Source organism: Komagataeibacter xylinus NBRC 15237 (assembly GCF_001571345.1).
GTDB classification, from domain to species: Bacteria; Pseudomonadota; Alphaproteobacteria; order Acetobacterales; family Acetobacteraceae; genus Komagataeibacter; species Komagataeibacter xylinus.
Genome location: NZ_BCTP01000137.1, coordinates 1 through 840 on the forward strand (window position 1 = coordinate 1; position 840 = coordinate 840).

Genomic DNA, 840 nt, shown 5'->3' on the forward strand with positions numbered 1-840 from the left:
TCAGCGTGAACATCGGCGCAAGTTCATGCAGCGTCTGCGTATCGACTTTCGGAAACTCGGCCTTGCCCCGTTTTTTCCGCAGAGCCCTGTAAAGGTTCGCAGCCAGTTCTTCGCAGGCACCCCGTGAATAGGCGAGCAGCCCGCCTGCCAGAATGGTCTTTCCATCGGACGGCACGAGACGTGCTGCAATCCGGTCCCACTGTTCCAGTGTCCGGGTGGCCGTGCCTTCATGCACCAGAACCGGATCACCACCCCGCAGCAGGTCTCGCGCCATCAGGCTCTGGCCGGGTCTGATGTCCGAGACTTCATACAGGCTCATGACCGAAGCCTTGAGGGCACGCATGTAGGCGCTGTTACGTGGCCCTTCCTTCCAGCCCCGACGCTTGAGGTAAACGTCGACGAAGTTCCGGCCATCATCCCAGTCCTGCCCGAGAAAATCCTCGAAGGCGCAGCCCCATAGCGTCATGGCGACGTCGGGACCGATCATCTCCGCCAGATCCTCGAAGGAGATGTCGCCCGCTTCCAGCGCCGGACCGATGTGATCGGCGAGCACTTCGCCAAAACACTCCTGCCAGTCCTCCTGACCGAGATAACGGATCAGTCCCGTGAGTTCGTCTGCGGCCATGGCTGCTCCTGCGTCTCCTGATACGGACAGCAGAGGGGCAGACTGTCCTGACTCGACAAGCCTGGAATGATACCCCGAAACAGGCGACAGGGTGCCCCGCTCTTAAATCACGCATTTGTGAAAGTGGACAAAAATGCGCCCCGGTACCTTTTCGTCTGTTTCCTATGTGTTTCCTGCAGGGAATTTTAGGCAACAAAAAACCCGCCTGTTTAGGG

General features: G+C 58.9%; 1 pseudogene. It reads right to left on the reverse strand.

The window, feature by feature from the left end:
- Window positions 1-625 (reverse strand): annotated as a pseudogene (locus GXY01S_RS16765) (hypothetical protein); the annotation flags it as partial.
- Between the last annotated feature and the right edge of the window lie 215 nt (window positions 626-840).